The sequence below is a fragment of the Massilia terrae genome (assembly GCF_024753145.1).
GTDB lineage: Bacteria > Pseudomonadota > Gammaproteobacteria > Burkholderiales > Burkholderiaceae_D > Telluria > Telluria terrae.
The window spans coordinates 475,441-498,190 of sequence record NZ_JANUGU010000002.1; the positions used below are offsets into that span (position 1 = coordinate 475,441).

The following is a 22,750-nucleotide window of genomic DNA, read 5'->3' on the forward strand; positions in this document are numbered from 1 at the left end:
GGCGCTCCTTACAGCAGGGTCTTGCGCAGGTCGGCCAGCACTTCGGCCAGGTAGGCGGTGAAGCGCGCGGCCATGGCGCCGTCGATCACGCGGTGGTCGTACGACAGCGACAGCGGCAGCATCAGGCGCGGCTGGAAGGCCGAACCGTCCCACACCGGCTTCATCGCGGACTTGGACAGGCCGAGGATGGCCACTTCCGGCGCGTTGATGATCGGGGTGAACGCGGTGCCGCCGATGCCGCCCAGCGACGAGATGGTGAAGGTCGCGCCCTGCATCGCGGTCGGCGACAGCTTGCCGTCGCGCGCCTGCGCGGACAGCTCGGTCATCTCGGCGGCGATCTGCGAGATCGACTTCTTGTCGGCGTCCTTGATCACCGGGACCACCAGGCCGTTCGGCGTGTCGGCCGCGAAGCCGATGTTGTAGTACTGCTTGACGATCAGGTTGGCGCCGCCTTCGTCCAGGGAGGAATTGAAGGTCGGGTACTTCTTCAGCGCGGCGACGCTGGCCTTGATCACGAACGCCAGCATGGTCAGCTTGTTGGTGGACTTGGCTTTGGCGTAGGCGGCGTTGGAGTCGACGCGGAACTGCTCCAGGTCGGTCACGTCGGCTTCGTCGAACTGCGTCACGTGCGGGATCATCACCCAGTTGCGGTGCAGGTTCGGGCCGCTGATCTTCTTGATGCGCGACAGCGCCACGGTTTCGGTCGGGCCGAACTTGGAGAAGTCGAGCGACGGCCATGCCAGCACGCTGAAGCCGCTGCCGCCTGCAGCCGCGCCGGCTGCTGCCGGTGCTGCGCCGCCTGCCATCACGCCCTTGACGAAGTTCTGCACGTCCTGCTGGGTGATGCGGCCTTTCGGACCGCTGCCCGGCACGCGTGCCAGGTCCACGCCCAGTTCACGGGCGAATTTGCGGATCGACGGCGAAGCGTGGGCCTTGCCGGCGGCCGCGGTCGCGACGGGTGCCGCGGCTGCCGGCGCGGCGGCGGGCGCCGGTGCCGCGGTCGGCGCGGGCGTCGCGGCGGGCGCCGGGGCGGCGGCGGCCGGAGCAGCTGCGGCCGGAACCGGCGCTGCCTCTGCGGGAGCCGGTGCGGCCGCGCCTTCGGCGGCTTCCACGACCAGCACGATATCGCCCTGATTGATCTTGTCGCCGACCTTGACCTTCATTTCCTTGACCACGCCGGCATGGCTCGACGGGATCTCCATGCTGGCCTTGTCCGATTCCACCGTGACCAGCGACTGGTCGACCTTGATCGTGTCGCCAGGCTTGACCATCAGTTCGATGACTTCAACGTCCTTGAAGTCGCCGATGTCCGGGACTTTGACTTCAACAATGCTCATGTTTTTTAGCTCCGTATTTTTTGTTCAGCCAAGCGCCATCGTCCCCGCGCGTGCGGGGACGATGCCTTGAGCATTACTGGGTCACCGGATTCGGCTTGTTCGGATCGATGCCGTACTTGGCCACCGCCTGCGCCACCAGCGACTGCGGCACCGCGCCGTCTTCCGCCAGCGCCTTCAGCGCGGCCACGGTGATGTAGTAGCGGTTCACTTCGAAGAACTCGCGCAGCTTGGCGCGCGAATCCGAGCGGCCGAAGCCGTCGGTGCCGAGCACCTTGTAGTTGCGGCCCTTCGGCACGTAGGCGCGGACCTGTTCGGCGAACAGGCGCATATAGTCGGTGGTCGCCACGATCGGGCCCGAGGTGCCGGCCAGCTGCTGAGTGAAGTACGGCACGCGGGCGTCCTTGTCGACATTGACCATGTTCCAGCGCTCGGCGTCCTGGCCGTCGCGGGCCAGCAGCGTGAACGACGGGCAGGACCAGATGTCGGCGGCGACGCCCCAGTCGTTCTTGAGCAGTTCGGCGGCGAAGATCGACTCGCGCAGGATCGTGCCCGAGCCCATGAGCTGCACGCGCTGCTTGGCGTCCTTGTCGCCTTCCTGGAACAGGTACATGCCCTTCAGGATGCCCTCTTCCTGGCCTTCCTTCAGGCCCGGCTGCTCGTAGTTCTCGTTCATGATGGTGATGTAGTAGAACACGTCTTCCTGTTCCGCCACCATGCGGCGCAGGCCGTCATGGATGATCACCGCCACTTCGTGCGCGAAGGTCGGGTCGTACGGCACGCAGTTCGGGATGGCTGCCGCGAACACGTGGCTGTGGCCATCTTCGTGCTGCAGGCCCTCGCCGTTCAGCGTGGTGCGGCCGGCGGTGCCGCCCATCAGGAAGCCGCGCGCACGGATGTCGCCGGCCAGCCAGGCCAGGTCGCCCACGCGCTGCAGGCCGAACATCGAGTAGTAGGTGAAGAAGGGGATCATCACGCGGTTGTTCGACGAGTACGAGGTCGCCGCCGCCAGCCACGAGCACATGCCGCCCGCTTCGTTGATGCCCTCTTGCAGGATCTGGCCGGCCTTGTCTTCGCGGTAGTACATCACCTGGTCCTTGTCGACCGGCTCGTACAACTGGCCCTGCTGGTTGAAGATGCCGATCTGGCGGAACAGGCCTTCCATGCCGAAGGTACGCGATTCGTCGACCAGGATCGGCACCACGCGCTGGCCGATTTCCTTGTCCTTCAGGAGCGTGGTCAGCACGCGCACATAGGCCTGGGTGGTCGAGATCTCGCGGCCGGAAGCGGTCGGCTCCAGCACCGCCTTGAAGGTCTCCAGCGGCGGCACCGGCAGGTGCTCGTCGGCTTGCGGACGGCGCGACGGCAGGTAGCCGCCCAGGGCCTTGCGGCGCTCGTGCAGGTACTGCATCTCCGGCGAATCTTCGGACGGCTTGAAGAACGGGATATCCGGCAGCGCTTCGTCCGAAATCGGGAGGTTGAAGCGGTCGCGCATTTCGCGCACCGCCGGGTCGGTCAGCTTCTTGGTCTGGTGCGCGGTGTTGCGCGCCTCGCCCGAGGAGCCCATGCCGAAGCCCTTGACGGTCTTGGCCAGGATGACGGTCGGCGAGCCTTTGTTATCCTGCGCGTTCTTGAACGCGGCGTAGATCTTGTGCGGATCGTGGCCGCCGCGGGTCAGGCGCCAGATGTCGTCGTCGCTCATGTTGGCGACCATCTCCAGCAGCTTCGGATGCTTGCCGAAGAAGTGCTTGCGGACGTAGGCGCCGTCTTTCGCCTTGTAGTTCTGGTATTCGCCGTCGACGGTTTCCATCATGACCTTCATGAGGATGCCGTCCTTGTCCTTGGCCAGCAGCGGGTCCCAGTTCGAACCCCAGATGACCTTGACCACATTCCAGCCGGCGCCGCGGAAGTCCGCTTCCAGTTCCTGGATGATCTTGCCGTTGCCGCGCACCGGGCCGTCCAGGCGCTGCAGGTTGCAGTTGACGACCATGACCAGGTTGTCGAGGTGCTCGCGCGCGGCCATGCCGATCGCGCCCATCGATTCCGGCTCGTCCATCTCGCCGTCGCCGCAGAACACCCAGACCTTGCGGTTCTCGGTATTGGCGATGCCGCGTGCGTGCAGGTACTTCAGGAAGCGCGCCTGGTAGATCGCCATCAGCGGGCCCAGGCCCATCGACACGGTCGGGAACTGCCAGAATTCCGGCATCAGCTTCGGGTGCGGGTAGGACGACAGGCCGTGGCCGTCGACTTCGCGGCGGAAGTTGATCAGCTGCTCTTCGGTCAGGCGGCCTTCGAGGAAGGCGCGCGCGTAGATGCCGGGCGAGCTGTGGCCCTGGATGTACAGCAGGTCGCCGCCGTGGTCTTCGGTCGGGGCGTGCCAGAAGTGGTTGAAGCCGATGCCGAGCATGTTGGCCAGCGAGGCGAACGAGGCCAGGTGGCCGCCGAGGTCGCCGTCGGCGCGGTTGGCCTTGACCACCATCGCCATCGCGTTCCAGCGCATCCACGAGCGCAGGCGCTCTTCGTATTCGAGATTGCCGGGGCAGTGCGCTTCCTGGGCCGCCGGGATCGTGTTCACGTACGCCGTGTTGCTGGAGAACGGAATGGAGGCGCCGCTGCGGCGCGCCAGGTCAACCAGGCGCTCCATCAGGTAGTGGGCGCGCTCAGGCCCTTCTTTTTCGATGACCGCTTCCAGCGCGTCGAGCCATTCCTTGGTCTCGAGCGTATCCGGGTCGTTGGCGGCAAGGGCCGTCAACTGGTCGAGTTGAGCTGACATTGATGCGTCTCCTAGGTAAGGCGCCCCATCCGTCCGTGGCTGGCGGCGAATTGCGGATTTCAGTAAATACTTTGACACTTGAAAAGGTGGCTGGATTCTATCAGCAGGTCTTTTATTTTTCAAATTACGATATGCGATTTCATAATGCGAAAACGCATGCTGCGATTGCACAATGATGGCCACGTCTTGACGTGCCAAATAATTGCTGCAGTCGCACAAAACCAACAAAACTCGACCGTGGTGCAAAGTTCTGGAAAATGGGGTTCCCGCGTGCGCGCGAACGACGATGGGCGAATGGAAGGGCTGCAGGCCGCTCCCGAGAAAAGCTGAGCTGCGCACCGATCATGAATATGACGCGCTTCCCCCGGGCGCGGCGCGCAATAGGTGGCGGCTTTATAATTTCATTTTTGCCCAGCCAAGAGCCCATAACATGCCCGCCCAACTGATCGACGGAGTCAAACTTTCCCAACAACTGCGTGCCGACATCGCCCAGCGCGCCGCCGCCCTCACCGCCAAGGGCCAACAGCCCGGCCTGGCCGTGATCCTGGTCGGCGAGGACCCGGCCAGCCAGGTGTACGTACGCAACAAGGTCAAGGCCTGCAACGACGTCGGCTTCCACTCCGTGCTGGAAAAGTACGAGGCGGACCTGACCGAAGCCACGCTGCTGGCCCGCATCGATGCGCTGAACAAGGACCCGGCGATCCACGGCATCCTGGTCCAGATGCCGCTGCCGCGCCACATCAACCCGCTGCGCGTGATCGAAGCGATCGCGGTGGCCAAGGACGTCGACGGCTACTCCGTCATGTCGGCCGGCGAACTGATGGCCAACCTGCCGGGCCTGCGCCCGTGCACCCCGTACGGCTGCATGAAGCTGATCGAGAGCACCGGCGTCGACCTGCGCGGCAAGCACGCCGTCGTGATCGGCCGCAGCAACACCGTCGGCAAGCCGATGGCCTTGCTGCTCTTGCAAGCCAACGCCACCGTCACCATCTGCCACAGCGCGACCGCCGATATCGGCTACCACACCCGCCAGGCGGACGTGGTGGTGGCCGCGGTCGGGCGCCGCAATACCGTGACCGCTGATATGGTCAAGCCCGGCGCCATCGTGATCGACGTCGGCATCAATCGCGACGACAACGGCAAGCTGTGCGGGGACGTCGACTTCGGCCCGGTGAGCGAGGTCGCCTCGCACATCACCCCGGTGCCGGGCGGCGTCGGCCCGATGACGATCACGATGCTGCTGATGAATACGCTCGAAGCCGCCGAACGCGGCTGAGCGCGGCCAGGCCCCGCGGGGATGGCTGCAACCACAAGACATGGAAGGAATCGTATGAATATGGAGACCGGCAATCCCCTGCTCGATTTTTCGGGCCTGTTCCACTTCGACCAGTTCAAGCCGGAGTACGTCACGCCGGCCATTGAACAGCTGATCGCCGATGCGCGCGCCGTCGTGCAGCGGCTGGAAGCGCCGATGGACAGCGTCAGCTGGGACAATTTCGTGGTCCCGCTCGAAGAAGCGACCGAGCGGCTGGGCCGCGCGTGGGGCGTGGTCAACCATCTCAACAACGTGATGGACACGCCGGAACTGCGCGCGACCTACAACCAGAACCAGCCGAAGGTGACCGAGTTCTGGACCGCGCTGGGCCAGAACGAAGCGCTGTTCGACAAATACAAGGCGCTGCGCGCGAGTCCGGAGTTCGCCAACCTGGCGCCGGCGCGCAAGCGCATCGTCGAAAACGCGCTGCGCGACTTCCGCCTCGGCGGCGCCGAACTGCCGGAAGATAAAAAGCAGCGCTTCGCCGAGATCCAGGAGCAGCACGCCGCCATCTCGACCCGCTTTTCCGAGAACGTGCTGGACGCGACCAACGACTACAAGCTGGTGGTCGCGTCCGAGCCCGAACTGGCCGGCATCCCGGACGACGTGAAGCAGGCCGCACGCGCCTCCGCCGAAGCCGACGGCAAGCAGGGCTGGCAGTTCACGCTGCACTTCCCGTCCTACTTCCCGGTGCTGCAGTTCGCCGACAACCGCCAGCTGCGCGAGACCATCTACCGCGCCAACGCCACCAAGGCGTCCGAGATGGGCGCGGTGTTCAGCGAGCTGGAAAAATGGGACAACACCTCCAACATCGCCCAACTGCTCAAACTGCGCGACGAGGAAGCCCGCCTGCTCGACTACCGCAACTTCGCGGAAGTGTCGCTGGTGCCGAAGATGGCGCCGAATCCCGAGCACGTGATCGAATTCCTGGAAGACCTCGCGCGCCGCGCCCGCCCCTTCGCCGAGAAGGACCTGGCCGGGCTGCGCGACTTCGCCAAGGCGGAACTGGGAATCGCCGACATGCAGGCCTGGGACGTGACCTACGCTTCCGAGAAGCTGCGCGAGAAGCGCTATGCCTTCTCGGCACAGGAAGTGAAGCAGTACTTCCCGGAGCCGAAGGTGGTCGACGGCCTGTTCAAGCTGGTGTCCTCGCTGTTTTCTGTGGCCATCAAGCCGGACGACGCGCCGGTCTGGCATCCGGACGTGCGCTTCTTCCGCATCGAGCGCGACGGCCAGCTGGTCGGCCAGTTCTACCTCGACCTGTATGCGCGGCCGGGCAAAGGCCAGGGCGCGTGGATGGACGACGCGCGCGGACGCCGCATGGCCACCGGCGGCGTCGTCCAGACCCCGGTCGCCTACCTGACCTGCAATTTCACGCCGCCGGCCACGGTGGACGGCAAGCTGCAGCCCTCGCTGTTCACGCACGACGAAGTGATCACCCTGTTCCACGAATTCGGGCACGGCCTGCATCACATGCTGACCGAGGTGGACGAGCTGTCGGTGTCCGGCATCTCGGGCGTGGAATGGGACGCGGTGGAGCTGCCCTCGCAGTTCATGGAGAACTTCTGCTGGGAGTGGGAAGTGCTGCAGCACCTGACCTCGAACGTGAAGACGGGCGAGCCGCTGCCGCGCGCGCTGTACGACAAGATGCTGGCCGCGAAAAACTTCCAGTCCGGGATGCAGATGTTGCGCCAGGTGGAGTTCTCGCTGATCGACATGCACTTGCACTACGACTTCGATCCAAACAGCCAGCAGACGGTGCAGCAGCTGATCGACGACGTGCGCGGCAAGTTCTCGGTGCTGATCCCGCCGGCCTTCAACCGCTTCCAGCACTCCTTCGGCCATATCTTTGCCGGGGGCTATGCCGCGGGTTACTATAGCTACAAGTGGGCCGAGGTGCTGTCGGCGGACGCCTATGCCGCTTTCGAGGAGGCAGTGGAAGCCGGTGGCGGCGAGCTGACCTCCGAGACGGGCAAGCGCTTCCAGCGCGAGATCCTGGCGGTGGGCGGTTCGCGTCCGGCGCTGGAGTCGTTCAAGGCCTTCCGCGGCCGCGAGCCCTCGATCGACGCGCTGATGCGCCACAGCGGCATGCACGAGCAGCACGATGGCGGACATTAAAAGCTGAACGGTTTAGATAGTATCGGGATGAATCGAGACGGATCGAACAATGCCAAACTCCTTGCCCTGGCCGCACTGCTGTGCGCGGCCAGCGCAAGCGCACAGGTGTACAAATGGAAGGACGCGAATGGCGTCACCCATCTCGGCGACCGGCCGCCCGCCTCGGTCCTCAACAAGGCCGAGGTGAAAACCCCGTCCGGCGAGGAAACCGGTCCGGCCTTGCCCTACGAGCTCGCGCAGGCAGTTCGCAACAACCCGGTCACGCTGTACACCAGCAGCGCGTGCGCACCGTGTGACCTGGGGCGCAAATTCCTGAAGCAGCGCGGCATCCCCTTTGCCGAAAAAACCGTCAGCAGCGCCGACGACCAGCAAAAGCTGAAGGAAGCCGGCAGCGACGGCCAGGTGCCGCTGCTGGTGGTCGGACGCCGCAAGCTCGCCGGTTTCGACGCGGGCGGCTGGAACGATGCGCTCGATGCGGCGTCATATCCAGCGCAATCGGCGCTCCCGCGCGGCTACCAGTTCGCGAAGGCCACGCCGGCCGCGCCGCCCAAGCCTTCAACGCAGGATGTCGCGGCGACGGAAGCCGCAAAACGCCAGGCCGAGGCGGCGAGCGAAGCCGAAGAGAAGGCCAAGTTCACGCCCAAGCCACCGCCGAAGAACGGCAGCAAGGACTTCCAGTTCTGACCATGACCCGTATCGACTTCCACACCAATATCCCGGACAAGCTGGCCTACGCCTGCCGGCTGGCGCGCAAGGCCTACGCATCGCGCGGCAAGGTGGTGCTGCTGGCCGACGGCCCGCAACAAGCCGCGCAGCTGAACGAAGCGCTGTGGACGATCGGCGACACCGATTTCATCCCGCACGTCATGGCGGGCGATCCGCTGGCGGGCGAGACGCCGGTGATCGTGGCCGACAGCGACGATGCGCCGCTGCCGCACCACGACATGCTGGTCAACCTGACCCAGCGCACGCCGGCGCACTTCGCGCAGTTCACGCGCGTGTTCGAGATCATCTCCACCGACGAGCAGGACGCGGCCGCGGGCCGCCAGCGCTACGTCGCCTACAAGAAGCAGGAATACCCCCTCACCCACTTTGTCGCGGGGCAGACATGAGCCAGGATGCATTCGACGATTCGAGTATTCCCGTCCTGACCGAAGTCGTGCGCGAAACCGCGCCCGCACCGGCCACCGCCGACGCCGCCGTGGCCGAAGTGGTGCTGCCCGATGCGGCGGAGACGGCATCGACCGATAGCGACTCAGATCGTGATCGTCGTTCCGGCGCAGGGGCTCGGCTCCCCCCGGAGTCCCCCACCGAAGCCACGCCCGCGCCTGATCTCGAACACCGCGCCGCCACCCAGCTATCCGACGACGACTGGGCCGCACTCGAACTGCGCCTGTCCGAACGCATCCTGCAGCAGCTGCAAGGCCGCGTCGACTTCGTCCTGCAGCAGCGCCTGCGCGACAGCATGGCCGACGTGCTGCAGCACGCGCTGGCCGGCCTGACCGACGAGATTCGCGGCGGCCTCGCCCAGACCATCGAGCAGATCGTCACCCGCGCCGTGGCGCAGGAGCTGGCGCACCTGAAAAGCGTCAACCACTGACGATTCCTCCCGCCGCTTGCCGGCCTCCGCATTCCCCTATGCGAAGCTGGCAATTTGTTGTACCTTTTGAAGCGCAAATCCCAGTCGCCTACTTCATCGGAGATCGTCCATGCAGTCCACCATCAAGCTCATCCCCATTGCCATCGCCATGGCCTTCGCCGGCAGCGCATCCGCGCAGGAAGTCGTCAAGATCGGCCACGTGTCGCCGGTCTCCGGCCCCAGCGCCCACCTGGGCAAGGACATGGAAAATGCCGCGCGCATGGCGATCGACGAGCTCAATGCCAAGCCGTTCACGATCAACGGCAAGAAGGTCACCTTGCAGCTGCTGCTGGAGGACGACGGCGCCGATCCCAAGCAGGGCACCGCGGTCGCGCAAAAGCTGGTGGACGCCAAGGTCAATGGCGTGATCGGGCACCTCAACTCGGGCACCACCGTGCCGGCCTCGAAGATCTACAACGATGCGGGCATTCCCGAAATCTCGCCGGCCACCACCGCGCCGCAGTACACCAGGCAGCACTTCCCGGGCGCGTTCCGCGTGGTCGCCAGCGATGAAAAGCTCGGCAGCGTGGTCGCGAAGTACGCGGCCAATAACCTGAAGGCGAAGAACATCGCCATCATCGACGACCGCACCACCTACGGCCAGGGCGTCGCCAGCGAATTCGTGAAGGGCCTGCGCGGCACGCACACCAAGGTCGTGGCGAAGGAGTTCACGCAAGCGACCAACACCGACTACACCGCGATCCTGACCAAGATCCGCGCAACCAAGCCTGACGTGATCTTCTTCGGCGGCATGGACTCGGTGGCCGGGCCGATGCTCAAGCAGATGAAGGCGCTGGGCGTCAACGCGATCATGATGGGCGGCGACGGCATGTGCACGGAAGCGCTGCCGCGCCTGGCGGGCGATGCGATCGGTGAAGGCCGCGTGATCTGCGCGGAAGCTGGCGGCGTGAGCGGGCCGCAGGAAAAGGTGATGGAAGACTTCCGCGCGCGCTTCCAGAAGCGCTACCCGGTCGGCGTGCAGCTGTATGCGCCCTACGTCTATGATGCGGTAATGGTGTTGGCGCAGGCGATGCAGAACGCGAAGTCAGCCCAGCCGGCCAAGTACCTGCCCGAGCTCAAGAAGATCAAGTACGAAGGCGTGACCGGGACCATCCAGTTCGACCAGAACGGCGATTTGAAGGATGCGCCGCTGACCCTGTTCACCTACAAGGGCGGCAAGAAGACCAAGATGGAAGTGCTGCACTAATTTGATGAAGAGAGAACGTCGTTCCCCCGAAGGCGGGAACGACGTTCTTTCTTATTTCAAGCGCTAATAAAAAACGCGCCCATCGAGGCGCGTCTTTCATTCAAGCTTCGCGATTATTTCTGCGACAGTACCCACTTCACCAGCTCGTGCGCCTCGGCATCGCTGACTTGCGGGTTGGCCGGCATCGGCACCGAGCCCCAGACGCCAGAGCCGCCCTTCATGACCTTTTGCACCAGCTTGTCTTCCGCGCCCTTTTGACCGGCGTACTTGGCCGCCACGTCCTTGTAGGCCGGGCCGACCAGCTTGGTTGCGACGGCGTGGCACGACATGCAGTTCTTGGACTTGGCCAGCGCCGCTGCATCCTGGGCGAAGGCGCTGCTCGATGCCAGGGCCGCGACAGCGGCGATTAACATCAGGGACCGTTTCATCTTGACTCTCCAAAAGGAATGTTCGGGCATTCTAGCGTGTTTTCGCCACACGACTGTGACGCATGCTACACAAAACGGGCCAGCCAGTGCAGCCGTTGACCACATATTGTGTAACAGGATTTTGCCAGAAACGATTCCCGCAAGTAATATTCTGGGAGTTAAAGGAGCTGCACATGCCACTGATTCTCTTGATCCTCGCCCTGGTCGTCCTGCGTTACTTCGAGGTGTGGAAGTTTGCCGAACTGTCCTGGTGGTACATCGTCGGGCTGATGGTGGCGGCCTTCATCTGGTTCGAATTCATCGAGAAGATGCTGGGCCTCGACAAGCGCAAGGAACACGCCGAGGATGAAAAACGGCGCAAGAAGCGCATCAACGATACCTTCAATAAGCGCTGAGCTGGCGCAGGGGCTGGCGGGAAGGCTGTGATATGCTTGGCATATCAATAATGCCATTTCCAGTCGCAAAACATATCACCCCGTGCAACCGTCGTTCCCGCGCAGGCGGGGACCCATGCTGAGCTTGAGCACAACGCGGCCCATGCCCTAGTTTCAATGACTCATATGGTCCATGGGTCCCCGCCTGCGCGGGGACGACGGTTTTAAGGGTTGTGGTCAAGCCCATGAACATCGAACTCCGCCAGCTCCGCTACTTCGCCACCGTCGCCGACGAGCTGCACTTCGGCCGTGCCGCGGAGAAGCTGCACATGACCCAGCCGCCGCTGTCGCAGGCCATCGCCGCGCTGGAAGAGCAGCTGGGCGCGCCCCTGTTCCTGCGCAGCCGCCGCCACGTCACGCTGACCGCCGCCGGCGCCGCCCTGCTGCCCGAAGCGCGCCGCATGCTGGCCCAAGCCTCCGACCTGCCCGAGCTGGTGCGCCGCGCCGCTGCCGGCGAAACCGGCCGCATCGCCCTCGCCTTCGTCACCTCGGCCGACTACAGCGTGCTGCCCAACTTCCTGCTGCGCTACCGCGAGGCCTATCCGCACGTCCAGCTGGTGCTGCAGGAAGCGACCTCCGACGTGCAGGTCGACGATCTCCTGCACCAGCGCGTCGACGCCGGCCTGCTGATCCCGCCGCTGCCCGACAAGGCCCAGGCCGAGCTCGATTACCTGAAAGTGCTGGAAGAACCGCTGATCCTGTGCGCCCCCGCCGGCCTGCTCGCCAAGCCCGGCCCGGTGCGCCTGCAGGACGTGCCGCGCCTGCCGCTGGTGATCTTCCCGCGCCCCATCTCGCCGGCCCTGCACGACGCCATCCTGTCCTGCTTCCGCGCGGCCGGCATTACCCCGGTCATCGGCCAGGAAGCCATCCAGATGCAGACCATCGTCAGCCTGGTGTCGGCTGGCATGGGCCTCGCGCTTGTGCCACAATCGGTGTCGAACCTGATGCGCCCGGGCGTCGAATACCGCGCCCTGGCCGATCCCACGCCGCTGGTCGAGACCGGCCTGGCCTGGCGCCGCGACAATGCCTCGCCCGTGCTGCGCGGCTTCATCGAATTACTAAGGAAGAACTGACATGCTGGTCCACCCGCAGCCGAACCCGATCGCATTTTCGATCGGCCCCGTCCAGGTCCATTGGTACGGACTGATGTATGTGCTGGCCTTCGCGCTGTTCCTGATCCTGGGCCGCGTGCGCATCAAGACCCAGCCGCACGTCGCCGCCCAGGGCTGGAAATACGAAGACCTCGACGACATGCTGTTTTATGGCATGCTCGGCGTGATCCTCGGCGGACGGCTGGGCGAAGTGCTGTTCTACGAGCCGGCCTTCTACTTTTCACACCCGCTCGACATCATCAAAGTCTGGAACGGCGGCATGTCCTACCACGGCGGCTTCATCGGCGTGCTGATCGCGATGGCGCTGTGGGCCCGCAAGCGCGGACGCAATCTGCTCGACGTCTACGATTTCATCGCGCCGATGGTCCCGCTCGGCTATGCCTTCGGCCGCCTCGGCAACTTCATCAACCATGAGCTGCCGGGCCGTCCGGCCGATCCCTCCCTGCCGTGGGCGATGTGGTGGCCGGCCCCGGAGTCGACCGCGGCCCATCCGCTCTGGCTGCCGGCGCCGGTCCATCCGTCGCCGCTCTACCAGGCGCTGGTCGATGGCCTGCTGTGCTTCATCATCGTGTGGCTGTTCGCGCGCAAGCCGCGGCCGCGCCTCGCCGTCGGCGCCCTGTACACCTTGCTGTACGGCTGCGCGCGCTTCTTCACCGAATACTTCCGCGTGCCGGATTGGCAAACGACCATTGCCGGCGTGACGCTGTCGTCCGGCCAGATCCTGTCGGTGCCGATGATTGTGGCCGGCATCATCATGCTGGTCTGGGCCTACCGCCCGGAAGGCCGCCGCACGGCCACCGCTTAAAACGCTTTCGCCAGCATGTACGCGGCCAGGGCGTACAAAATGAACGCAAAGATTTTCTGCAGGCGGCGCACCGGCATGCGGTGCGCCAGCCGCGCGCCGACCGGCGCCAGCGTGACACTCGCCAGCGCAATCAAGAGCAGTGCCGGCAAATAGATAAAGCCCAGCGAATACTGCGGCAATCCCGGCTCGCCCCAGCCGAAATAAATATTCGACATCGTCCCCGCAAACGCGATCGGGAAGCCGAGCGCCGCGCTGGTGCCGACGGCGTTGTGGATCCGGACGTTACACCATGTCATGAACGGCACCGAGATGAAGCCGCCGCCGGCGCCGACCAGCCCTGCCACGACGCCGATCAATCCGCCCATGGCCAGCATGCCCGGCTCCTTCGGCAACTCGCGCGCCGCGGACGGCCTTTTCGGCAGCAGCATTTGCGTGGCCGAAAATGCGACGAACAGGCCGAACACGACCGACAGCAGGTGCGTATTCATTTGCTTGCCGATCCAGGGGCCGATCCACGATCCGATCAGGATGCCCGGCGCCAGCATCGCGACCACCTTCCACAGCACCGCGCCATGGAGGTGATGCGCGCGCACCGAGGACAGCGACGTGAACATGATGGTCGCCAGCGAAGTCGCGATCGCCATGTGCACGATCAGCTCCGGCGCGATATGGCGCGCCGTGAAAATCATGGTGATGAAGGGAACCAGGATCATGCCGCCGCCGATGCCAAGCAGGCCGGCCGCGAATCCGCCGAAGCTGCCCATCGCGAGCAGCGCCACAATCATTCCGACGTCCATCAGGCCTTTGCGCGCACGCGTTTCACGACGGCCTTCCATTCGTCCGCAGTGACCGGCGAAATGGACAGGCGGCTGCCCTTGCGCAGCAGGACCATGTCTTCAAGCGCGGGCAACTCGCGCATTTCAGTGAGCGGGAGATAGCGGCCCTGCTCCACCGCTGTCACGTCGATCGACATCCAGCGCGGCTGTTCGCGCGTGGCCTTGGGGTCGAAGTATTTGCTCGCCGGGTCGAATTGCGATTCGTCCGGATACGGGCCGCTGGCCACCTCGGCAATACCGGCCACGCCCGGCACCGCGCAGCTGGAGTGATAGAACAGGACGCCGTCGCCCGGCTGCATCTGGTCGCGCATGAAATTGCGGGCCTGGTAGTTGCGCACGCCGAACCACGCGGTGGTGTGCCTGGGCGAGGCGAGGACGTCATCGAAACTGACTTCGTCCGGTTCGGACTTCATCAACCAATAGCGCATTTTTTCCGCTTTCTTCGTCGGTCGCATCGCGCGCGATTGCAGCGCGCATAAAAAAGCGGCTGCGCTTTTGAAACGCAACCGCTTTCGGATTTGTGCCCCGCCTGTGCCGTTTTTTGCCGGCATCCCGAACCGAAATGGCTCAGGTGGTCGTAGTCAGTTCAATTTCGGGTTCATCGAACGAGCGACGCTCACGCCCATCGAACATATTCCACAACCTTTGCAACAGAATGGTTCAAGGAGTATATGGCAAGTTCGAACACCGCAGGGTCAGACGCAGTTTACTCCCTTGAACCGGCATGTCAAACGAAATTGGCCTTTAAAACAGGTTTTCCTGCGGCATAAGCGCGTTGTCCAACACGCCATGCATGGCCTCGAGTTTCTGCTTGACTTCCAAAATCGACATGTCCGACAGCGGACCTTGCGGCGACTTCACCGACAGGAATTCGGCGGCCACGCTGAGCGCGGCCATCACCGCGATGCGGTCGGTGCCTTTCACCTTGCCGGAGTCGCGCAAGGCGCTCATCTTGGCGTCGAGATAGTGCACGGCTTCACGCAGCGTGCTCTCCTCGCCTTCCTTGCAAGCCAGGCGATACGGCTGGCCCATGATGTTGACATCCAGGTGGATCATTCGATGGCCTCGGCTTCGTCGGTGGCGGTTTCGTCTTCCGGCGCGGGCAACTGGGCGAGCAGCGCCTCGACACGCTGCTGCGCTTCGGCCAGGCGCTGCAGGTAGGCGGCGTTTTCTTCGCTGAGCAGTTTGTTGGACTGGCGCAGTTGCGCATTCTCGCGACGCAGGGACTCGGTCATCTCGGCAAGCCGAGAGATTTTGTCGGATAGGTCTTGGAATTCGGAAATCATTCGTAACTATAGGACTGGAAAGGAAAGTCCGTCAACAGATTGGGCGGCACGCCGCATAGTACACCACTGCCGCGCGCGCGCCGGCGCGCATCGCGGGCTGCGGATCGTGCGGCGGGCAGGCGCCGAGCGGTGGTAGGCTCCGGGTTTTGTGCGCAGGCCGGAACCCATTTCATCGAGCGGTCACTGAAGCATGCGACGATGGACGCCGCCCTTTTATTGACACAAGCTGGCCCGTCTGATTGACCGCGCTCAAAAAATAAGCTTCAAACCCGCAACACCCCTGCTTGAAATGCTGAATTATCGTCCCTATAATTAGCACTCGTTAGCGGTGAGTGCTAACAACACTTTCCGGACCGGCAGCTTCCCTTAACAGCTGCTCAATGCCAGTCAAACCACTGAATTTAAAGGAGTTTTGCATGAACCTTCGTCCTCTGCACGATCGCGTTATCGTGAAGCGTCTCGACCAGGAAACCAAGACTGCATCCGGCCTGATCATCCCGGATGCCGCCGCTGAGAAACCGGACCAGGGCGAAATCCTCGCCGTGGGCAACGGCAAAGTGCAGGAAAACGGCCAGGTTCGTCCGCTGGAAGTGAAGGTCGGCGACCGCGTCCTGTTCGGCAAATACTCGGGCCAGAGCGTCAAGGTCAAGGGAGAGGAACTGCTCGTCATGCGCGAAGAAGACATCATGGCCGTCCTGGTCGACTAATCCAGTCCAAAATTCCACGAAAATCACGGAGAAATAACAATGGCAGCTAAAGAAGTCGTGTTTGGCGATATCGCCCGCAACAAGATGGTCGAAGGCGTCAACATCCTGGCCAACGCCGTCAAAGTCACCCTGGGCCCGAAAGGCCGCAACGTCGTGCTGGAGCGCTCCTTCGGCGCCCCGACCGTCACCAAGGACGGCGTCTCGGTCGCGAAAGAGATCGAGCTGAAAGACAAGCTGATGAACATGGGCGCGCAGATGGTCAAGGAAGTCGCTTCCAAGACCAGCGACAACGCTGGTGACGGCACCACCACCGCGACCGTGCTGGCGCAAGCCATCGTGCGCGAAGGCATGAAGTACGTTGCCGCCGGCATGAACCCGATGGACCTGAAGCGCGGCATCGACAAGGCCGTCGCCGCCACCGTCGAAGAGCTGAAGAAAATCGCCAAGCCGACCACCACCTCGAAAGAGATCGCGCAAGTCGGCACCATCTCGGCCAACTCGGATTCGTCCGTTGGCGAGCGCATCGCTGAAGCGATGGAAAAAGTCGGCAAGGAAGGCGTCATCACCGTCGAAGACGGCAAGTCGCTGACCGACGAACTGGACATCGTCGAGGGCATGCAGTTCGACCGCGGCTACCTGTCGCCGTACTTCATCAACAACCCGGACAAGCAAGTCGCGATCCACGAGAACCCGTTCATCCTGCTGTGCGACAAGAAGATCTCGAACATCCGCGATCTGCTGCCGGTGCTGGAGCAAGTCGCCAAGTCGGGCCGTCCGCTGGTCATCATCGCTGAAGACCTGGAAGGCGAAGCGCTGGCAACCCTGGTGGTCAACAACATCCGCGGCATCCTGAAGACTGTCGCAGTCAAGGCGCCGGGCTTCGGCGACCGCCGCAAGGCCATGCTGGAAGACATCGCCATCCTGACCGGCGGCCAGGTGATTTCGGAAGAAGTCGGCCTGACCCTGGAAAAGGTCACGCTGCAGGAACTCGGCCAGGCCAAGCGTGTCGAAGTGGGCAAGGAAAACACCATCATCATCGATGGCGCCGGCGCCGCTGACGGCATTGAAAGCCGCGTCAAGCAGATCCGCACCCAGATCGAAGAAGCGACCTCCGACTACGACCGCGAGAAGCTGCAAGAGCGCGTGGCCAAGCTGGCCGGCGGCGTTGCCGTGATCAAGGTCGGCGCTGCCACCGAAGTCGAGATGAAAGAGAAGAAAGCACGCGTGGAAGACGCGCTGCACGCTACCCGCGCTGCCGTCGAAGAAGGCATCGTGGCTGGCGGCGGCGTGGCCCTGCTGCGCGCTCGCGCTTCGCTGACCGTCAAGGGCGACAACGCGGACCAGGAAGCAGGCATCAAGATCGTCCTGCGCGCAATGGAAGAGCCGCTGCGCATGATCGTCCAGAACGCCGGCGACGAGCCGTCGGTCGTGGTCGCAGCCGTCCTGGCTGGCAAGGGCAACTACGGCTACAACGCCGCCAACGGCACCTACGGCGACATGGTCGAAATGGGCGTGCTGGATCCGGCCAAGGTCACCCGCTCGGCACTGCAGAACGCAGCGTCGATCGCCGGCCTGATGCTGACCACCGACTGCATGGTTTCGGAAGTCGTCGAAGACAAACCGGCCGGCGGCATGGGCGGCATGGGTGGCATGGGCGGCATGGGCATGGACGGCATGATGTAATCAAGCCGGACCGCTGCGCCGGCCACGCGCCGGTGCGCTGCTCCACGAAAAAGCCTGCAGGGTTTGCGCCTTGCAGGCTTTTTTTCATCCCGCGCTCCGGCCGCTTGGTGGCAGAATCAGGGAACGCAGCCATCGCGGGCCACTGCAAGAAAGGAGCGAGACGTGAGCAACCGAATCAGCGCCGGCAAGGTCCGGCTGAAGCGGGCCTACGAAGCACCGGGCCCGGACGACGGTACCCGCATCCTGGTCGACCGTTTATGGCCGCGCGGCGTTGCCAAAGCCGACGCGGCGCTCGACCTGTGGGAAAAGGAATTGGCGCCGAGTACCGAGCTGCGCCAATGGTTCAATCACGAGCCTTCCCGCTGGGACGAGTTCCAGATCCGCTACGCCGGCGAGCTGCGCCAGCACGCCGAGGCGGTGGAGCGGATTCGCACACTGGCGCGCAAGGGGACGGTCACGCTGGTGTATGCCGCCAAGGATGAGCTCCACAACGACGCCGTTGCACTGCGCGCATTTCTGTTGGATGCCCGGCCCTAGGCTTCGATCGCCAGAGCCAAGCAAACCGCTCATCTCAGCCTTTGGAGAACAATCATGCCGACAGTCAACCTGAATGATCTTGAAGATGCCGTCACGCTGGTGGGCGATGATTGGGGCGAAGCGGAAGCCTGGGTCAGTCGTGACACCGGCGAAGTGTTGCTACGAACCGAATGCGATCCACCAGGCGCCCCGCCACTGCCTGACGATATTGCCGAATCGGACCGCTATATCGAAGTGCCGGGCTCGCGTGATCTCGACCTTGGCACACCCCTGGTCTTCCGCTTCGTCGAGCGCGACATGCCGCGCGACTATGACGCGGTTCGGGAGATGTTCCACAAGAAGGGAGCGTATCGGCGCTTCAGCGACCTGGTCGATCGTCGCAACCTGCGCGACAAGTGGCATCGGTTCCGCGATGACGAAACAAAAGCCGCTCTGCGCGCATGGTGCGCAGAGCACGGGTTAGCCACCAAATAGTTGGAGCTACGTGCATCCACCATGAACGTCGTTCTCGCGAAAGCGGGCACCCCATTTTGCACGCTGGCCCGTGGACTCAAACGTCGCGGCCTGGCCAGGAAATGGGATTCCCGCGCCCGCGGCACTGACGTTGGCTTTTACTGATCCGCTCCAGATTCTGTTGACTCATCAATAATTTCGGTTTACTGTACTAACCGTTATAGTACAGTTAAACACCCACATGACCTCTCGCGCTCCCTTGATGCTCCAGATCGCTACCGGCGACCCGCGTCCCATCGCCCGCCAGATCGTCGATGGTGTGCGCCGCCTGATCGCCAGCGGCTCGCTGCCGGTCGGCGCCATGCTGCCCAGCGTGCGCGGCCTGGCCCAGCAGCTTACCGTCAATCCCAACACCATCGCCAAAGCCTATGCCGAGCTGACCGCCGAAGGCTGGCTCGATGCGCGCGCCGGCCTCGGCCTGTTCGTCGCGCCGCCGCGCCAGCGCCTGTCCGACGAAGAGCGCGGCCGCCGCCTGGACGACGCCGTGCAGCGCTTCGTCGGCGACGTCGTGGGGCTGGGCTACACCAAGGCCCAGCTGGTGCGCCGCGTGTCCGATGAACTCGACCAATGCCAGCCGAGGAAAACCGCATGAGCGACTACGCGATCCACATTGAAGGCCTGAGCGTGCGCTACCAGCGCAAGCAGGCACTCGACAAGCTGAGCCTCGCGCTGGAAGCAGGTTGCGTGCACGCGGTCGTCGGCGCCAACGGGGCCGGTAAATCCTCGCTGTTCCGCGTGCTGCTCGGCTTCCAGACCGCGGACGCCGGCAGCGCCACGATACTCGGCTGCGACAGCCGCGCGCTCACGCCCGCGCTGCGCGGCCGGATCGGCTTCGTGAACGAAGAACATAGACTGCCCGGCTGGATGCGCGTCGACGAACTCACCGCGCTGCAGCGCCGCCAGTACCAGCGCTGGAACGATGCGCGCTTCGATGAAGTGATCCGCAACTTCAACGTCGAGCCGAAGCAGAAAGTCGGCAGCCTGTCGCGCGGCGAGCGGGCCGGCATCAGCCTCGCGCTGGCGCTGGCGCAAAGTCCGGAATTGCTGATGCTCGACGAGCCCACCCTCGGCCTGGACATCGTCGCCAAACGCGCTTTCATGGAGTCGCTGATGCTGGCCAACCTGTCGGAGCGGATGACCATTGTCTACTGCTCGCACCAGATGGACGAGATCGAGCGCCTGGCCGACAAGCTCGTGATCATGGAGCGTGGCGTGCTGCGCTTCGCCGCCCCGCCACACGAGCTGTGCGCGCGCGTGCAGATGTGGGTCGCCGATTTCGGCGGCGCCGTGCCCGATGTGCGCGAGCAGCCCGGCGTGCTGCGCACGACCCTGATAGAGGGCTTGTTGCACCTGACGGTATTCGACCGCGGCGCCGCATTCGGCGACGAGCTGCGCCGGCTGGGCGCGGCCAATGTGCAGGCGATGGACACCACGCTCGGCAACGCCATCGACGGCATGCTCTCGCGCGGCCACATCTCGAACCAACCACTGCCAAAGGCAGCCTGAGGACACCCGATGAAAGAACTGTTCTTCGCCGAGCTGCGCCGCTTTCGCCGCGCGGCCCTGATCTTCGCCGCCGTGCACCTGGTGCTGCAACTGCTGTTCGGACGCACGCAAAACGTCCTGGAAATGTTCATCGTGTCCCATGTTTTCGGCATGGGCCTGTTCATGGCGTGCGGACTGGCGCTGGGCCTCTACCAGTTCGGCGTCTATCGCCAGCCTGGCCGCTGCATCTGGCTGCTGCACCGCCCGATGCCGCTGGCCCGCGTGTTCGGTGCGATAGGTGGCGCGTCGGTGCTGCTGTTCGTGCTGGCGGTCGGCCTGCCTGCGATCGTCGCACTGCTCTGCACGGAACACTACACCGCGCGCGTGGTCGACCTGCGCCACTACACGCTGGTCGCGCACCTCGTTCTGCTGACGGTGACCGGCTGGCTGGCCGGCACCATCATCATCCTGAGCCGCACACGCTGGGCCTTCGGCGTGCTCGCACTGCCGCTGGTGATGCTGAACTACCTCGCGTCGGGTTTCACGATGCTGCTCCCGGCCTTCGCATGCATCGCGATTCTCGCGGTGGTGGCATACGCATCGTTCAAGCCCGACCGCCAGTCGCCTCCGGCCGGTGCGGTCATGGCCATCATGACCGCGCTGCCGCTGCAGGTCGGCTTTTATGTCGCACTTGGCTTGGGCGCGTCGATGCTCTACATGGCCGCGCTGACGGCGACCGGCATGAATCCGGCGAACCGGCCCTCGCTCAACCCCGGCGGCGTATACGCGCTGTCGCACCAGACCAGCCAGCAGGCCCTGGACAGCGGCCTGGCTCTCTCCAACGACCCGCGCATCCCGCAATGGCGCGCCGAGCTACCGGGCCGCCAGCCTACCTTCATCATCCCGTTTGGCCGCCAGTACCCGGTGCACGGCCAGGCCAGCAATCTCGACAAACCCAGCTGGCACGACCCAGGCCGCTCGATCATCTGGAACTTCAGTCACGACACCATGCGCTTCCATGGACGTGATGGGCAAACCGGCGAAGACCGCGGCTGGTTCGGCCTGCACGGCGCCGGCGACACCCAGGCTTTCCCCGCGGTGCCCGTCACGCGGGGCCCGGCCGTGATCCAGGCGCCGCAACAGCTGTACCTGATCGACTTCAAGACCCAGACGACGCGCCAGCTGCTCGCCCTGTCCGGTAACGAAAAATTCCTGTCGCCGATGCGCAAGGTGCCGGGCACATTCGATTTCTCGATCACCAACCAGCGCCTGATCGCTCATCCGCCCACCCCGGATGACGGCGCGGGCCTGGTGCCGGCCGCATGGAGCATTGCGCTGCCAGGAGCCGCGAGCGATCTCGACCGGGTTGACGTTGCCAACCTCAAGGACGGCACCCTGGTCTCCTTCAACTTCGGACGCGCGATGGTGCGCGGCGCCCCTGGATCGGCACAGATCGTGATGTTCGTCTCCCCCGACGGCAAAGCGGAACCGCTCGCGCGCCGCCTGCTGGCGCACGACTATCCGGCGCTGTACGAACATGTGGACTGGTGGACATCCCCGCTACTGCACGCGGTGGTCTCCCTCAAGGACATCGTGTTCGACCGCGGCATCGTGCCTGACCAGGGCGATCCCTGGCATACCGCCGAGCTGCGCTACCCGCGCCCGCCCATCGTGATCGCCGTGGCCCTGCTGCTGGCCGTGCTGTCCGGTCTCGGTGCGGGCCGCTGGCTGCATTCGAGCACGCTGCCCGTGCGCGCCAAGGTGGCCTGGATCGTCGCCTGCGTCGTGGCCGGCCTTCCCGCCCTGTTCAGCCTGATGGCGCTGCAGCCACGTCCCGTCCGGCAGACACAGGCGCAGGCGGCAACGGCCCCCCGGCCGGTCCTCGCTTGATGCCAGACGGGTCGGCTGTTGCCGCCCGCCCCGTTCTTCGTTATATTGGGCGCCGACCTTCCCTCTGGATCCTTGCCCATGACCACTTCGCGCCTGCTGACCACCCTTGCCCTCGCCTGCGCGCTGGTCGCCTGCCAGAAACAGGAGGCGCCCAAACCTGTTGCGCCACCCGCGGCCCCGGTGGCGAAGGAGCCGACGCGCGAGGAAGCGATGGCGTCGCTGATGGAGGTGCCGGAGTTGAAGACCATGTCCGAGCAGATCGAGAAGAAGTCGCAAGGCAAGACCCACGGCGCGGTGATCGAGGACGATCCGCAGCCGCGCATGGTCGACGGCAAGCCCTATTGGCAGTTCAGCTTCGTCGAGAATGCGCCCGACGCGGTGCATCGCCGCGCCAGCTTCCTGGTCGCGAAATCGGGCAAGGAGATCCTGGTCGACGACACGCAGACCGGCAAGCTGCTGACCGTGCCCGAATGGCGGCGCACCGTGCGCCGGATCGAAGCCCACTAATCCAGCCGCGCACGATTGAGACAGCACAAATGGCGAACAGCGGTGCGCCGTATCGTGAGACCCAGCCGCTGACCGACTCCGCTACCGCTTCGCCATAAGGCGGTGGTGACCACTCCTCCCTCGGCCAGCGGCGCCTTCGTT

24 protein-coding genes and 1 other RNA gene are annotated in these 22,750 nt (G+C 64.4%); 17 read left to right on the top strand and 8 right to left on the bottom strand.

The genetic code is table 11. From position 1 onward, the window contains the following. Window positions 1–8: 8 nt before the first annotated feature. A complete protein-coding gene (gene aceF / locus NX778_RS09425; RefSeq protein ID WP_258811468.1) occupies window positions 9–1,337 on the bottom strand; it encodes a dihydrolipoyllysine-residue acetyltransferase in 1,329 nt (442 codons plus the stop codon). A gap of 73 nt (window positions 1,338–1,410) precedes the next feature. Continuing rightward, on the bottom strand, window positions 1,411–4,107 hold the full coding sequence (gene aceE, locus NX778_RS09430) for a pyruvate dehydrogenase (acetyl-transferring), homodimeric type (RefSeq protein ID WP_258811469.1): 2,697 nt from the start codon (window positions 4,105–4,107) through the stop codon (window positions 1,411–1,413). Between the two features lie 430 nt (window positions 4,108–4,537). Here aceE and folD point away from each other — a divergent pair, with 430 nt between their 5' ends. From folD to NX778_RS09460, 6 genes are all read left to right on the top strand, one after another. Further along, window positions 4,538–5,383: a bifunctional methylenetetrahydrofolate dehydrogenase/methenyltetrahydrofolate cyclohydrolase FolD gene (gene folD / locus NX778_RS09435; protein WP_258811470.1), complete on the top strand. Its 846-nt coding sequence runs from the start codon at window positions 4,538–4,540 to the stop codon at window positions 5,381–5,383. 60 nt (window positions 5,384–5,443) lie between these two features. Further along, a complete protein-coding gene (locus NX778_RS09440) occupies window positions 5,444–7,540 on the top strand; it encodes a M3 family metallopeptidase (RefSeq protein WP_370661326.1) in 2,097 nt (698 codons plus the stop codon). Between the two features lie 27 nt (window positions 7,541–7,567). Then, window positions 7,568–8,224: a glutaredoxin family protein gene (locus NX778_RS09445; protein ID WP_258811472.1), complete on the top strand. Its 657-nt coding sequence runs from the start codon at window positions 7,568–7,570 to the stop codon at window positions 8,222–8,224. A 2-nt stretch (window positions 8,225–8,226) separates the two neighbouring features. After that, window positions 8,227–8,652, top strand: a complete 426-nt coding sequence (locus NX778_RS09450; protein WP_258811473.1) for a DNA polymerase III subunit chi — start codon at window positions 8,227–8,229, stop codon at window positions 8,650–8,652. Then, window positions 8,649–9,140, top strand: a complete 492-nt coding sequence (locus tag NX778_RS09455; RefSeq protein ID WP_258811474.1) for a DUF2486 family protein — start codon at window positions 8,649–8,651, stop codon at window positions 9,138–9,140. Before NX778_RS09450 ends, NX778_RS09455 begins: the two co-directional genes overlap by 4 nt. Window positions 9,141–9,249: 109 nt before the next feature. Further along, window positions 9,250–10,386 (top strand): branched-chain amino acid ABC transporter substrate-binding protein, encoded by a 1,137-nt coding sequence (locus tag NX778_RS09460; RefSeq protein WP_258811475.1) that lies wholly within the window; start codon window positions 9,250–9,252, stop codon window positions 10,384–10,386. 113 nt (window positions 10,387–10,499) lie between these two features. On the opposite strand, the gene NX778_RS09465 is transcribed toward NX778_RS09460, so the two are convergent. Then, window positions 10,500–10,814, bottom strand: coding sequence for a c-type cytochrome (locus NX778_RS09465; RefSeq protein WP_258811476.1), 315 nt, complete (start codon window positions 10,812–10,814; stop codon window positions 10,500–10,502). A 173-nt stretch (window positions 10,815–10,987) separates the two neighbouring features. Here NX778_RS09465 and NX778_RS09470 point away from each other — a divergent pair, with 173 nt between their 5' ends. The 3 genes from NX778_RS09470 to lgt all read left to right on the top strand — a co-directional run bounded on the left by NX778_RS09470 (window position 10,988) and on the right by lgt (window position 13,165). Continuing rightward, window positions 10,988–11,209 (top strand): TIGR04438 family Trp-rich protein, encoded by a 222-nt coding sequence (locus NX778_RS09470; protein WP_258811477.1) that lies wholly within the window; start codon window positions 10,988–10,990, stop codon window positions 11,207–11,209. A 224-nt stretch (window positions 11,210–11,433) separates the two neighbouring features. After that, window positions 11,434–12,321, top strand: coding sequence for a LysR family transcriptional regulator (locus tag NX778_RS09475; RefSeq protein ID WP_258811478.1), 888 nt, complete (start codon window positions 11,434–11,436; stop codon window positions 12,319–12,321). Between the two features lies 1 nt (window position 12,322). After that, window positions 12,323–13,165, top strand: coding sequence for a prolipoprotein diacylglyceryl transferase (lgt, locus tag NX778_RS09480; RefSeq protein WP_258811479.1), 843 nt, complete (start codon window positions 12,323–12,325; stop codon window positions 13,163–13,165). On the opposite strand, the gene NX778_RS09485 is transcribed toward lgt, so the two are convergent. The 5 genes from NX778_RS09485 to NX778_RS09505 all read right to left on the bottom strand — a co-directional run bounded on the left by NX778_RS09485 (window position 13,162) and on the right by NX778_RS09505 (window position 15,236). Beyond that, window positions 13,162–13,962, bottom strand: coding sequence for a sulfite exporter TauE/SafE family protein (locus NX778_RS09485; RefSeq protein WP_258811480.1), 801 nt, complete (start codon window positions 13,960–13,962; stop codon window positions 13,162–13,164). The genes lgt and NX778_RS09485 overlap by 4 nt on opposite strands. Continuing rightward, complete coding sequence (locus NX778_RS09490) at window positions 13,962–14,429, bottom strand: EVE domain-containing protein (protein ID WP_258811481.1); 468 nt, start codon at window positions 14,427–14,429, stop codon at window positions 13,962–13,964. The genes NX778_RS09485 and NX778_RS09490 overlap by 1 nt, the downstream gene beginning before the upstream one ends. A 90-nt stretch (window positions 14,430–14,519) precedes the next feature. Next, window positions 14,520–14,700, bottom strand: a non-coding RNA gene (gene ssrS / locus NX778_RS09495) — 6S RNA. 45 nt (window positions 14,701–14,745) lie between these two features. Next, entirely contained in the window at window positions 14,746–15,057 is a 312-nt protein-coding gene (locus NX778_RS09500) for a cell division protein ZapA (protein ID WP_258811482.1), read from the bottom strand. Beyond that, window positions 15,054–15,236 (bottom strand): DUF904 domain-containing protein, encoded by a 183-nt coding sequence (locus NX778_RS09505; protein ID WP_307727986.1) that lies wholly within the window; start codon window positions 15,234–15,236, stop codon window positions 15,054–15,056. Before NX778_RS09505 ends, NX778_RS09500 begins: the two co-directional genes overlap by 4 nt. Window positions 15,237–15,703: 467 nt before the next feature. Between NX778_RS09505 and groES the strand changes: the two genes are divergently transcribed. The 8 genes from groES to NX778_RS09545 all read left to right on the top strand — a co-directional run bounded on the left by groES (window position 15,704) and on the right by NX778_RS09545 (window position 22,609). Then, complete coding sequence (groES, locus tag NX778_RS09510) at window positions 15,704–15,994, top strand: co-chaperone GroES (protein WP_258811484.1); 291 nt, start codon at window positions 15,704–15,706, stop codon at window positions 15,992–15,994. 39 nt (window positions 15,995–16,033) lie between these two features. Next, window positions 16,034–17,677 carry a chaperonin GroEL gene (groL, locus tag NX778_RS09515; RefSeq protein ID WP_258811485.1) on the top strand — a complete coding sequence of 548 codons (1,644 nt, stop codon included), beginning with the start codon at window positions 16,034–16,036 and terminating at the stop codon, window positions 17,675–17,677. 162 nt (window positions 17,678–17,839) lie between these two features. After that, window positions 17,840–18,214, top strand: a complete 375-nt coding sequence (locus tag NX778_RS09520) for a DUF488 domain-containing protein (protein ID WP_258811486.1) — start codon at window positions 17,840–17,842, stop codon at window positions 18,212–18,214. A gap of 54 nt (window positions 18,215–18,268) precedes the next feature. Beyond that, window positions 18,269–18,688 (top strand): hypothetical protein, encoded by a 420-nt coding sequence (locus tag NX778_RS09525; protein ID WP_258811487.1) that lies wholly within the window; start codon window positions 18,269–18,271, stop codon window positions 18,686–18,688. A 241-nt stretch (window positions 18,689–18,929) separates the two neighbouring features. Beyond that, a complete protein-coding gene (locus tag NX778_RS09530; protein ID WP_258811488.1) occupies window positions 18,930–19,319 on the top strand; it encodes a GntR family transcriptional regulator in 390 nt (129 codons plus the stop codon). Then, window positions 19,316–20,233 (top strand): ABC transporter ATP-binding protein, encoded by a 918-nt coding sequence (locus NX778_RS09535; RefSeq protein WP_258811489.1) that lies wholly within the window; start codon window positions 19,316–19,318, stop codon window positions 20,231–20,233. The genes NX778_RS09530 and NX778_RS09535 overlap by 4 nt, the downstream gene beginning before the upstream one ends. A 9-nt stretch (window positions 20,234–20,242) precedes the next feature. Further along, window positions 20,243–22,102 carry a hypothetical protein gene (locus tag NX778_RS09540; RefSeq protein ID WP_258811490.1) on the top strand — a complete coding sequence of 620 codons (1,860 nt, stop codon included), beginning with the start codon at window positions 20,243–20,245 and terminating at the stop codon, window positions 22,100–22,102. A 78-nt stretch (window positions 22,103–22,180) separates the two neighbouring features. Then, a complete protein-coding gene (locus NX778_RS09545; protein ID WP_258811491.1) occupies window positions 22,181–22,609 on the top strand; it encodes a hypothetical protein in 429 nt (142 codons plus the stop codon). Window positions 22,610–22,750: the final 141 nt, after the last annotated feature.

Excerpts from the sequence above, each read along its gene's own strand:
- NX778_RS09485 (WP_258811480.1), bottom strand. The coding sequence starts at position 13,962 with ATGGACGTCGGAATGATTGTGGCGCTGCTCGCGATGGGCAGCTTCGGC.
- folD (WP_258811470.1), top strand. The coding sequence starts at position 4,538 with ATGCCCGCCCAACTGATCGACGGAGTCAAACTTTCCCAACAACTGCGT.
- NX778_RS09540 (WP_258811490.1), top strand. The coding sequence starts at position 20,243 with ATGAAAGAACTGTTCTTCGCCGAGCTGCGCCGCTTTCGCCGCGCGGCC.
- NX778_RS09470 (WP_258811477.1), top strand. The coding sequence starts at position 10,988 with ATGCCACTGATTCTCTTGATCCTCGCCCTGGTCGTCCTGCGTTACTTC.
- NX778_RS09500 (WP_258811482.1), bottom strand. The coding sequence starts at position 15,057 with ATGATCCACCTGGATGTCAACATCATGGGCCAGCCGTATCGCCTGGCT.
- NX778_RS09505 (WP_307727986.1), bottom strand. The coding sequence starts at position 15,236 with ATGACCGAGTCCCTGCGTCGCGAGAATGCGCAACTGCGCCAGTCCAAC.
- aceE (WP_258811469.1), bottom strand. The coding sequence starts at position 4,107 with ATGTCAGCTCAACTCGACCAGTTGACGGCCCTTGCCGCCAACGACCCG.
- NX778_RS09440 (WP_370661326.1), top strand. The coding sequence starts at position 5,444 with ATGGAGACCGGCAATCCCCTGCTCGATTTTTCGGGCCTGTTCCACTTC.
- NX778_RS09475 (WP_258811478.1), top strand. The coding sequence starts at position 11,434 with ATGAACATCGAACTCCGCCAGCTCCGCTACTTCGCCACCGTCGCCGAC.
- NX778_RS09450 (WP_258811473.1), top strand. The coding sequence starts at position 8,227 with ATGACCCGTATCGACTTCCACACCAATATCCCGGACAAGCTGGCCTAC.
- NX778_RS09445 (WP_258811472.1), top strand. The coding sequence starts at position 7,568 with ATGAATCGAGACGGATCGAACAATGCCAAACTCCTTGCCCTGGCCGCA.
- NX778_RS09530 (WP_258811488.1), top strand. The coding sequence starts at position 18,930 with ATGCTCCAGATCGCTACCGGCGACCCGCGTCCCATCGCCCGCCAGATC.
- NX778_RS09490 (WP_258811481.1), bottom strand. The coding sequence starts at position 14,429 with ATGCGCTATTGGTTGATGAAGTCCGAACCGGACGAAGTCAGTTTCGAT.
- groL (WP_258811485.1), top strand. The coding sequence starts at position 16,034 with ATGGCAGCTAAAGAAGTCGTGTTTGGCGATATCGCCCGCAACAAGATG.
- lgt (WP_258811479.1), top strand. The coding sequence starts at position 12,323 with ATGCTGGTCCACCCGCAGCCGAACCCGATCGCATTTTCGATCGGCCCC.
- NX778_RS09535 (WP_258811489.1), top strand. The coding sequence starts at position 19,316 with ATGAGCGACTACGCGATCCACATTGAAGGCCTGAGCGTGCGCTACCAG.
- NX778_RS09525 (WP_258811487.1), top strand. The coding sequence starts at position 18,269 with ATGCCGACAGTCAACCTGAATGATCTTGAAGATGCCGTCACGCTGGTG.
- aceF (WP_258811468.1), bottom strand. The coding sequence starts at position 1,337 with ATGAGCATTGTTGAAGTCAAAGTCCCGGACATCGGCGACTTCAAGGAC.
- NX778_RS09545 (WP_258811491.1), top strand. The coding sequence starts at position 22,181 with ATGACCACTTCGCGCCTGCTGACCACCCTTGCCCTCGCCTGCGCGCTG.
- NX778_RS09465 (WP_258811476.1), bottom strand. The coding sequence starts at position 10,814 with ATGAAACGGTCCCTGATGTTAATCGCCGCTGTCGCGGCCCTGGCATCG.
- NX778_RS09460 (WP_258811475.1), top strand. The coding sequence starts at position 9,250 with ATGCAGTCCACCATCAAGCTCATCCCCATTGCCATCGCCATGGCCTTC.
- groES (WP_258811484.1), top strand. The coding sequence starts at position 15,704 with ATGAACCTTCGTCCTCTGCACGATCGCGTTATCGTGAAGCGTCTCGAC.
- NX778_RS09455 (WP_258811474.1), top strand. The coding sequence starts at position 8,649 with ATGAGCCAGGATGCATTCGACGATTCGAGTATTCCCGTCCTGACCGAA.